The organism is Sulfuricurvum sp., from assembly GCF_028688295.1.
In the GTDB taxonomy this organism is placed as follows: Bacteria; Campylobacterota; Campylobacteria; order Campylobacterales; family Sulfurimonadaceae; genus Sulfuricurvum.
This window is the reverse complement of the sequence record NZ_JAQTYM010000047.1, coordinates 1-9,269: the sequence shown is the minus strand read 5'-3', so window position 1 is coordinate 9,269 and position 9,269 is coordinate 1. Positions and strand designations below refer to the sequence as shown.

The 9,269-nt window shown below is 38.9% G+C and carries 9 protein-coding genes and 1 pseudogene; 7 read left to right on the top strand and 3 right to left on the bottom strand.

Translation table 11 applies throughout. The annotated features are described in order from the left end of the window. A pseudogene (locus PHR02_RS09605) lies at positions 1-263 on the bottom strand (TolC family protein); the annotation flags it as partial. 204 nt (positions 264-467) lie between these two features. Here PHR02_RS09605 and efp point away from each other — a divergent pair. Then, complete coding sequence (gene efp, locus PHR02_RS09600) at positions 468-1,034, top strand: elongation factor P (protein ID WP_294893503.1); 567 nt, start codon at positions 468-470, stop codon at positions 1,032-1,034. Between the two features lie 39 nt (positions 1,035-1,073). Here efp and PHR02_RS09595 read toward each other — a convergent pair whose 3' ends face one another. Next, a complete protein-coding gene (locus tag PHR02_RS09595; RefSeq protein WP_299991548.1) occupies positions 1,074-1,613 on the bottom strand; it encodes a DUF3617 domain-containing protein in 540 nt (179 codons plus the stop codon). A 134-nt stretch (positions 1,614-1,747) separates the two neighbouring features. On the opposite strand from PHR02_RS09595, the gene PHR02_RS09590 reads away from it, so the two are divergent. The 6 genes from PHR02_RS09590 (at position 1,748) to PHR02_RS09565 (ending at position 8,808) form a co-directional block, all read left to right on the top strand. Beyond that, positions 1,748-2,314, top strand: a complete 567-nt coding sequence (locus tag PHR02_RS09590; RefSeq protein ID WP_299991545.1) for a DJ-1 family glyoxalase III — start codon at positions 1,748-1,750, stop codon at positions 2,312-2,314. Continuing rightward, positions 2,301-2,975, top strand: coding sequence for a DUF1566 domain-containing protein (locus tag PHR02_RS09585; RefSeq protein WP_299991543.1), 675 nt, complete (start codon positions 2,301-2,303; stop codon positions 2,973-2,975). Before PHR02_RS09590 ends, PHR02_RS09585 begins: the two co-directional genes overlap by 14 nt. Positions 2,976-3,099: 124 nt before the next feature. After that, positions 3,100-4,320, top strand: a complete 1,221-nt coding sequence (locus PHR02_RS09580; protein ID WP_299991540.1) for a site-specific integrase — start codon at positions 3,100-3,102, stop codon at positions 4,318-4,320. Next, positions 4,313-6,736, top strand: a complete 2,424-nt coding sequence (locus PHR02_RS09575; RefSeq protein ID WP_299991538.1) for a tyrosine-type recombinase/integrase — start codon at positions 4,313-4,315, stop codon at positions 6,734-6,736. The genes PHR02_RS09580 and PHR02_RS09575 overlap by 8 nt, the downstream gene beginning before the upstream one ends. Next, positions 6,729-8,318: a hypothetical protein gene (locus tag PHR02_RS09570; protein WP_299991536.1), complete on the top strand. Its 1,590-nt coding sequence runs from the start codon at positions 6,729-6,731 to the stop codon at positions 8,316-8,318. Before PHR02_RS09575 ends, PHR02_RS09570 begins: the two co-directional genes overlap by 8 nt. Beyond that, positions 8,311-8,808, top strand: coding sequence for a hypothetical protein (locus tag PHR02_RS09565; RefSeq protein ID WP_299991534.1), 498 nt, complete (start codon positions 8,311-8,313; stop codon positions 8,806-8,808). The genes PHR02_RS09570 and PHR02_RS09565 overlap by 8 nt, the downstream gene beginning before the upstream one ends. On the opposite strand, the gene PHR02_RS09560 is transcribed toward PHR02_RS09565, so the two are convergent. Beyond that, on the bottom strand, positions 8,792-9,169 hold the full coding sequence (locus tag PHR02_RS09560) for a hypothetical protein (RefSeq protein WP_299991532.1): 378 nt from the start codon (positions 9,167-9,169) through the stop codon (positions 8,792-8,794). The genes PHR02_RS09565 and PHR02_RS09560 overlap by 17 nt on opposite strands. Positions 9,170-9,269: the final 100 nt, after the last annotated feature.

Genomic DNA, 9,269 nt, shown 5'->3' with positions numbered 1-9,269 from the left:
CGTGAGCTGAGTTTAAAACCAAACACATTCCCCGCATCGTTCGAGCGCATAGCACTCTGGGTAAAGTCTAGTGAACCGTAGTTGTACCCTTTTGCGATTGAGGTATCGCTTTGTGCGCTTTGCAAATCCAAATTTGCGGCTTTGATTTCGAGATTGTTATTCTCTAAAATTTCGAGTGCGGCAGGAAGCGAAAGTCCTGCTCCCATAAGATGGCATGAACCTAAGATTAGGGATGTGCTGAAAATACGTGAAAGGGATATCATAAAAGAGGTTTCCTTGTGATGTATTTGTGATTATAATCAATCGTATAATGTTTATTATACACTTTAGCGGATTTAAGGAAGCTAAAAACCTGCATTCTCTTGAGAAGTTAAAGGGTAAAAATTCACCAGAAGTTACATCAAGTTTGAATTTCATCGTAGTTTCGGGTAAAATTCGCCCACTACAAGATCAGAAAAAGGTTTTTCATGGCAACAATCGGTATGGGTGATATCAAAAAAGGTGTACGTTTGGAGATTACGGGCGTTCCGTATAAAGTCGTCGAGTTCCAACACGTTAAACCCGGCAAAGGGGCGGCGTTTGTCCGTTGTAAAGTTAAGAGCTTTTTGAATGGAAAAGTGATCGAAAAAACGATCCATGCGGGGGATAAATTCGAAGTACCAAATCTTGTTCATACTACGATGCAATTTTTGTATGACGATGGTGAAATGCTCCAATTTATGGACAACGAAAGCTATGAGCAACTAGGTCTTACGTACGATCAATGTGAAGATGCAATGAAATGGATCAAAGACGGTACCAGTGTTCAAATGATCTTCCATAACGGCAACGCAATCAGCGTTGAAGCTCCTGAAATTATGGAACTTAAAATCGTTGAAACTCCACCAAACTTCAAAGGTGACACCTCAAGCGGTTCTAAAAAACCGGCTACATTGGAAACGGGTGCGGTGGTACAAGTTCCTTACCACGTATTAGAGGGTGATATCATTAAAGTCAACACCGTTGAGGGTGAATATATGGAAAAAGTGAAGTAATTTTTCTTCTATCCTTCTATTTCCCGCAACAGCGGGATCTTATTTAACCTTCTTCAGTACGTTACAATCTCCACTAATCCATTTTCCGGTATGAGACATATCAACAGTTTCGGTTTTTCCCTCAACGGTTGTTTTAACTTTCATTGTCCCTTGATAGGAACTGTCTTTTATCAATGTATATTTTCCTTCTCCACTGCTTGGAGGGTTGCCTTTGCATTTAAAGGTAAACCAAACAGTATTGCCACTTTTACGGACAATTTTTTGTTGACAATGCTCATCAGAGGAGGGGATAAATCCTTTTGACGCTTGCTCTTTAGTGATACAAACTTTATAGGTGTTAGGTTTGGAACTTTTGGCAACGCCGTGGGAAGCCATGGTTTTTTCCATCATTTTGCGTTGCTCTGGCGGGAGAGAGGCGAGCTGCTGCTCCATTTGAGCCATCGCCTTTTCCATTTCACCGCTTTGAGTTTTAATGGTCGTCGTATATTCCCATACCCCTGGACGTAAAGATGAAGCCTCAGCGCTTAACGTAGCGAATATCAGTGCGGTGAATCCTGTGACTAAGATACCGTGTTTCATATTTCCCTCTTTTCGACCGTTATTTCATTTAAAAATATTGTAGTTTGGTAAGCTTTAAAGATTTATGAAACCTAAAATTAATCAATCTTTAATTATGATAGTCTACAGAGAAATAATAAAAAAAGGTGTCTATGATGGCAAAAATATTAGTCCCTATCGCAACCGGTTTTGAAGAGATCGAAGCGGTAAGTATTATTGATGTTTTACGTCGTGCCGGAATCGAAGTGATTATGGGCGCTTTGGATGAAGAAATGATTGTAAAAGGGGCTAATGGGATTAGCGTTCAGTGTGATCGTCCTATTGAGGGGCTCAGTGCGGATGAACTCGACATGATTGTTCTTCCCGGAGGATGGGGCGGTACTAAAGCGCTCGCAAAAGATTTAGATATCCAAAACCTCCTCAAAGAGATGAATGCAAAAGGGAAACATATTGGAGCGATTTGTGCGGCTCCCTTTGCTCTAGATACCGCCGGAGTTCTCAAAGAGGGATATACGTGTTATCCGAGTATTGAAAATGAGATTAAAACATCGGGGTTTAGAGGTGCAGAGTTTGCGGTGGTTGAGAGCGGCAATATTATGACCTCACGCGGACCGGGGACGGCGATTTGTTTTGGTTTGGCGATCGTTAAAAAGCTGTGCGGCGATGAAACCTATGAAGCGTTAAAAGGTGGACTGTTGGCGGAATATTGTGCGTCGATTTAGTTTATTGATCCTTGCAGGGGTGAGTCTTTATGGTGAAATAAAGCTTTCCGATACGGAGAACTATACGCAGGAGGAAGCACGTCTTTATTGCCGTGATTTAGGAACTACATGGCGTCAGATGAGTATCCAAGAACTTTTTTCTTTTTCGGGTGCATTTAAAGATAATTATAGCTATTGGTCACGGAATCAAGGTCCCTCTGATACTACCGTCATCGGAACAGGAAGCGAAGGAGATGGTGGAAAGATCGCGATGGTCGGATACAGTTTCTATCCTAAAGAGCGCAATATTACCCTCTCCGCTCCAACCAAAAAAATTGCAGCCGCGTGTACAAATCTCCCTTGGCCTAAGAATGAACGGAATTATCGTTTGACACCATTAGGTACGGAGGATAAAAGTTCAGGGTTACTGTGGCATTCATTGGAAGCGACCGATAAACGCTCTAAGTATACGTATACACAAGCTAAAGAGCAGTGTGAACGCTTAACATTAGGGACACGTGTCTGGCGTTTACCGAGTCTGGATGAATTGTATGGAATCGTCGATTATGAACATGTTCGTCCGAGTGTAGATATGAAGTTTTTCGGTGCGATGATGCATCGCTACTATTGGAGCAATGATACGTTGAATGAGCGTGAAGCGTATGTTGTCGTTAAGCTATAATACTGTTACGTTCAAAATCATAATAACTGTATTAAAAATGTAATAAATCCCTATAAACAGGAATTCATTTGGTATATATACAAAAGTGTTTGATTTTATAGTGTTAAAATTATAAAGGCATCCAATGTTTGTACTTGAAAAAGCTAGATCAATAGTAGAGATTAAAAAAGCTAGAAAGCTTGTTGGAAGGGAGCCTTCCGATGAGTTCTACTATGTTATATGTCTTAACAACAGCGTAGAGTTTCCTTTGTCCAGATGGGCAAGAATGCTTCCTTTAACTAGTCAAAACAAACCACACACTTATATTAGTGTAGTAGTTCGTTTCTGCAACTTTCTGCTGAAACGAAAAAAGAGGTATTACGAAGCACAGCCTAAAGACATTCGTGACTTCTATGATAACGCAGTATTTTTCGATAAGGAAGGACACTACATAGAGACTCCAAAAATTCTGTCTGAGACAATTGATCTTTACAAAAAAGCACTTATCCACTTTTACAAATACCTAAACGATTTTTATGACAATGACATAGTGAAATCCGTGTCTGTGACAACGGATGGGCAAGCAGTTGATGTGATCGGAGAATTAAAGACGCGATGGCAGGATATACACAAAGAAGCCGAAATCTGTATAAAATATTCAATCTCTACTCACAAAACCAATGACAAGGTCTATATCAAAGAGTATTCGGATGAGGAACTTGCCACACTGTATCATTCTTTTAAGACACTCATGCAAAAAGCAATATTTTTGTTGACACTTAAAGGTATGCGAATCGATGAAGTTCTCTCGATTAAAACAAGTGATTACGACCCGAAGAAGATGACAGTGCAACCATCACGTTCAAAGGGCAGAAGAAGAAAGAAAAGCGATATTCGAACTGTTGTGATCGGACCTGAAGGGGTGCAGATTATTAGTCTTTATCTATTTCATGAACGAACGCCTGCTCTGAATCAGATTCTCAAACAGGGCAGAAATGGTAGTGAATATCTGTTTGTGACACTACGTAAAGTTAATGGTGAAATTCCCTTTACACCATATACCCAAGAGAGCTTTCGCAGTGCCCTTAAAACTGCAGCGAAATGCGCGGGAATTAAAGGCGAAGTAAAACCGCACATAGGACGATCTCAAAGGGCAATAGAACTGGCAAGGCTGGAACACCAAGGGGTGATAACACAAGTTCAGATAAACCTTATAATGGGATGGAAATCCCTTGAGGCCCATAAGCCTTACAATGACCATGTTTACAAAGAGGAAGCCGAGAAAATTTTAGAGAACGTACAACAGAAACGTATTGCTCGGTTGGATGCATTGATCAAAGAGCAAGAAGTTGGAAGCCATGAATAAACCAATTTCGACAGCTCAAAAAAGCAATCTAGACTATATGGCGATGGTGGAGTATTTTGAGCCAACTATCGAATACTCTAAAACTAATCGAGCAAATTACTCACATCTATTAAACGACGGTTTTTCTGTAAGTTGCTGGGAGCCGCTTTGCAAAAAGATTGCTGTTTCAGAAGAGCCTTTTCCTAAAATTATAGCAAGTATCACCCTTCAGGAGCCAAGACCTCGTACAATAGGTGTTTTACTCGAACTTTTAAGCTATATTAAAAAGGATAATGTCTCTACCTATCTATATAAACAGGTCAAAGCTCATGCCGCAATGGACTTTCACGCGTATTGGAAGGTTCTATTACATTTAGGCTTCGGAAGTGGAATAAGGAGTAGTGTATGGAAGAAATGGTCATATCCTCAATCTTTATTATTGATAGAAGAAGCAATAGACCGATATTGGGATGAAGACGATGGGGCATTTAAGGTTAAGCCCTATTCTGGTCCTTTAATGACTATCAAATATAAAAATATTAGTTTTGACATTAGACAAAGTACCAATAATGAGCAATCTTATATGATACTTAGAAATTTTAGTAGTCTTAAAAAGTTCGTTGAGGACATCTATAGTAGCAAAAATACGATTGCTGAGATCAAACAGACTCACAATGCTTTAAGTGGAATATTTGACAGGCTATTTGAAGTCTTTAATCCAGATAAAGTGCTAAACGAGCTTGAAGAACAGTTTGAAAAATTGATTTTGGAAAATACGCCGATTATCTCTGTCCATGTAGCATATTATCAAGCTTTTGGATACGATCCATCTATGGCTCGGAATAAGGATATAAGACGTTCCTTGAGTCTCTCAATACTAAAGGAAAAGTATGAATCTTTACTCAAGACAAAGATAGAAAAACAAAAGAATAGACGTTTTTCTTCCAACCAAAACATCCTCAAAAGACGCCAAGCATCTTTCAGCCTAGTTTTTTTACAACAAAACTTAATAAGAGAGCGTTCATATGAGGTTCAGTTTAATAACTTGCCTATTTTTACCGAGTGGGGGGAATATATGCTTTCGCTTGAGGATAGGATTCGTGTAGTGAGTATACAAGCATCATTAAGTATCTTAAATTTTGTAGCAAGGTGTCATTCAAAAACTGAAAACTTCAGTACTAAAGATATTTCACAAGGAGATTTGATCGATTTTTTGAATGACGAGAGTATGTCACAACAAGGTGCTTCGGATGCAAAAGTATTTTTAAGTAATATGATCGATTTTTTGATGGCGAAAAAATCAGTCATAAAACTCCCGCTGATGGGGCCACTTCCTGAACCACCAAATGTCAATATATGCAAGAATATTAAAGTCAAAAAACCTGATCAAGTCTCAAACCGTATATCGATACCTGAGGTCGTATTTACAGAGATTATGAGTTATATTGACGAGCTTGAACCTACGCATAAAAATGCGTTTGAGCTGATCGCGGCGGGAGGTTTGCGTCCTAACGAATTAGAGGGGATTTTGCCGGGTTCTCTAATTGAAAAAGATGGCAAACTTGTGCTCTGCATATGGGAATACAAAAAAGAAAAAATGAAAGGACGTAAAGGAAAAAAACCGATACGAGAAATCCCTTTGAACTTTTCAGAAGCAATCCAAGCTTTCAGGGAACAAGTCAAAATAAGTGAAGATGCGAGAAAGGCTTCTGGGCATGATTCGATATTCATTCGGAGAATTCATAATTCAAATGTATATGGAGTATTGACTACAAGTTCACTGAAACAGGCCGTCAACAATCTCATTAAAAAACACAACATCTTCAATCTTAATACAGGCGAATTATGGCATTACACTCCCTATCAGTTACGGGTTTCTTTGATAGTTGAAATGATCGAATATGGGGCAAGCGATGCACAACTCAAGGCTTTTTTCGGATGGAATGCTGATAGTACGACGGAAAATGCGTATTTTATGGCTAGAAAGCTAAAGCTTATGGAGATGGATACCGAATTTTTCAAAAGGGAGTTCGCTGTGAACCTTTCTCAAGAAGCTATTGGTCAATACAGTGAAGAAGAGCTTAACGAGATTGTCATAATGTTCTATGCAACTAGTCGTGAAATGTCGTATGGACGGTGTATGCGCCATCCAAGTCAGGGGATATGCGGCAAACTCCATGAAGCTTCAGCCTGTGCGCCATGCGAAAATATCAAAGTTTCACCACATTACAGAAAAAAGTGGGAAGAGTTATATGCGTTACAATATAGAGAATTGTTGAAATTGCGACTCTATTATGGGCAACGTGGACATACAGAAGAGCAGTATAAAAAGTATGAGTTTTATGTCGTTCAATCAGGTATCCTTGAGAGCTATGCCAATATCTTGATGAATATCGACAAACCTAGCGTTATGAAGGTAGTAAAGTGGCATGAATAGAAAAATACAATACGGTCAAGACAATTCACGATATTCTGTGTGGCTAAGTCAAGAAGACAATAGTCATGAAGCTGTGGAACAGCGCATTATCAATCAATTAAAACAATTCAGCGATAGCAATTTCGATGATTCAAAATGGATTCAGCTCGTTGAAAACAAGCGACTTTCAAGAGAAGCACATTTCGGTTCTTTTCAGGAGTTTAATCCTACATGGCAGAAACTTGTGAAGTTGTTTGCGCTTCTTGAAAGCGCAAGAATGGGTAGGCTATATATACGTTCACATTACTTATCTTCTTTTTTTACATTCATATTATCGAAAAAGTTGAATCCGAAAAATATAGGAAAAGACACGTTAAGGGCGTTTCAAAACCATCTAAATCAAAAAAGTTTAGTAGAAAATTATAAACATGCTTGTTATCAAAATACTCTTGATTTTATAAAAGTGATGCAAGGATATCCTGGTGTAGCCAAGATAAAAAATATAGAAGTGATGAAAAGTCCATACGATAGCAGATCCGTAGATGGAAAATACGAGCAGATCCCGCAATGGAAACTGGATATTACCGATCAGCATTTTTCATCCGAAGAGACGCCGATGCATTACCGTGTTTGCTATTGGTTCATGCGTATGTATGGAACAAGGCCAGAAGATTTGCTCAGCTTTCCTCTCGATTGCGCTAAAGAACTCAAAGAGGGTGAAATAGGGACACTGAAGACATGGATTGGCAAGCAAGGCGGTGCAACGGACAAGATCGATAAACATGAGGAACGCCCGTATAAGACGATCATGGTTAATCTTGAAGAGCCACAGCAAAAGATGCTCTTTGACCTGATCAAAGCCCAGCAAGCTGTTGCGAAAAGTTTACAAGACCAAGTGCACGAAAAAGGCTTTTTAATGACCCATAGTGCTTTATTTGGTAAAAGTAAAGTTGCAAAACGAATCATAGTGATGAATAAAGGACTGGAGTCGTATTGGAAAAGAAGTATAAATCCCTTATTTGAAAAAGGGGAATGCCCTAAGATGAAAGAATACAAACATACCGCCATCTCGAAACGTGCAACATGGGGAACCCATACAGCAGATGCTTTGAGGGATGTAGCCAATCATCACAGCTTTGGAACAACGGACAGTTATATCAAGCCAGGCAAGCAGGATCAGATTGATTTGCAGCGAAAGATATTAGAGTTTGAGTGCAAAGCCAACCTTGATGTATCGTTCAAGGGGGAAAGTGTTATTGATATGAAGTATATAATGCCGAAAATCATGGAAAATCCTTTCGCGCACCAGCTCCCTGATTACGGCTTTTGCCCTGATGCAAGTCAATGCGGAAATCACTTTGAATGTCTTGGGTGTAATTGGCTCGTTCCAGACCCTAAATTGCGTGATTATTATTACTCTCAAGCGGAAGAATATTCGAGACGTGCTGACAATCTGGCTGAGATCGGAAAGAACCATCTTGCTGATGATCGAATGGCAGTCGCATTGAAGTTTTATCGAATGTATCAGAGGACTTTCGATGATGAATTGAAAGTCCTTGAGGGTATAGAGTCGATTAATCTATCGGAGGTGGAACTTGGCTAAAAGCGATATACAAAAAAAACATACGGATAAACTCGCTGAACAAAAGAAAAATAAGACAATATGGCTTGTTGAGGAATCCTGTAAGTGGGCGATTTCCAACCATGAACGTGGTGCATCAAATCGTAGGCTCGCCGCGATATCCAAACTTGTAGATCCTGAAAAAAAAGGCTTATCTAATGCGACTTTTTCAGCAAGCCATGTTCAAGAATTACTTATTGCTTACGGTATGAGCAAATATATTGGTCTTCCTAATGAAGGGGTAATCGATGCAGGTATGTATCTTGAATTGCAAAAAGAACTAGCACATGCGAACCAAGAGATCAAAAAACTCAAAGACAAAATTAAAAAACTCAATAATGAAAATAAAGAACTCATCCTTAAAAATGAAGTGTTGCGGCATGATAATATGGGGCTTCTGTCAAGGATAGATTCGTCCGGTTTAAATTTAGTTGCAAACAATATTAAGCATAGTTTCAACAGCTTAACTTAAATTGTTCCTTGTAAATCAGAACATATCCATTATGAAGATATACAATCGTTCCATCGTATTCCGGCGTCGCTTCCTTGATACAAATATATGCCTTGTTAATGATGTAGTTCATTATTTTATCACCATATCGAATATGATTTACAAGATTATTCTCTTCATCTACATCAACAATACAACCATAAAAAAGAGTAGACAAGATACGAATAAGCGTTTTGGGCGATATCTCCCTAACTGTGTCCGTTAAGATATTCGGATTGTCTTGAGGGTAATAGCGCACTTCACCAAGCTTTAGATTTAAAACATTCCCTTCCATTGGCTTGTCACCCATAAAATGTCCGATGACCTTGAGTTTATTTTTCATTGTAATTTTTCCTTTTTGTACATATAGATAAATAATCAATTGATGCTTTTGTCAAAAATCCTTTTTCTTTGATAGCGAGAACTTGATTGAATAAGATACT

What these genes read in the sequence shown, in the direction of transcription:
- efp (WP_294893503.1), top strand. Translation starts at nt 468, where the DNA reads ATGGCAACAATCGGTATGGGTGATATCAAAAAAGGTGTACGTTTGGAG.
- PHR02_RS09595 (WP_299991548.1), bottom strand. Translation starts at nt 1,613, where the DNA reads ATGAAACACGGTATCTTAGTCACAGGATTCACCGCACTGATATTCGCT.
- PHR02_RS09590 (WP_299991545.1), top strand. Translation starts at nt 1,748, where the DNA reads ATGGCAAAAATATTAGTCCCTATCGCAACCGGTTTTGAAGAGATCGAA.
- PHR02_RS09580 (WP_299991540.1), top strand. Translation starts at nt 3,100, where the DNA reads ATGTTTGTACTTGAAAAAGCTAGATCAATAGTAGAGATTAAAAAAGCT.
- PHR02_RS09575 (WP_299991538.1), top strand. Translation starts at nt 4,313, where the DNA reads ATGAATAAACCAATTTCGACAGCTCAAAAAAGCAATCTAGACTATATG.
- PHR02_RS09570 (WP_299991536.1), top strand. Translation starts at nt 6,729, where the DNA reads ATGAATAGAAAAATACAATACGGTCAAGACAATTCACGATATTCTGTG.
- PHR02_RS09560 (WP_299991532.1), bottom strand. Translation starts at nt 9,169, where the DNA reads ATGAAAAATAAACTCAAGGTCATCGGACATTTTATGGGTGACAAGCCA.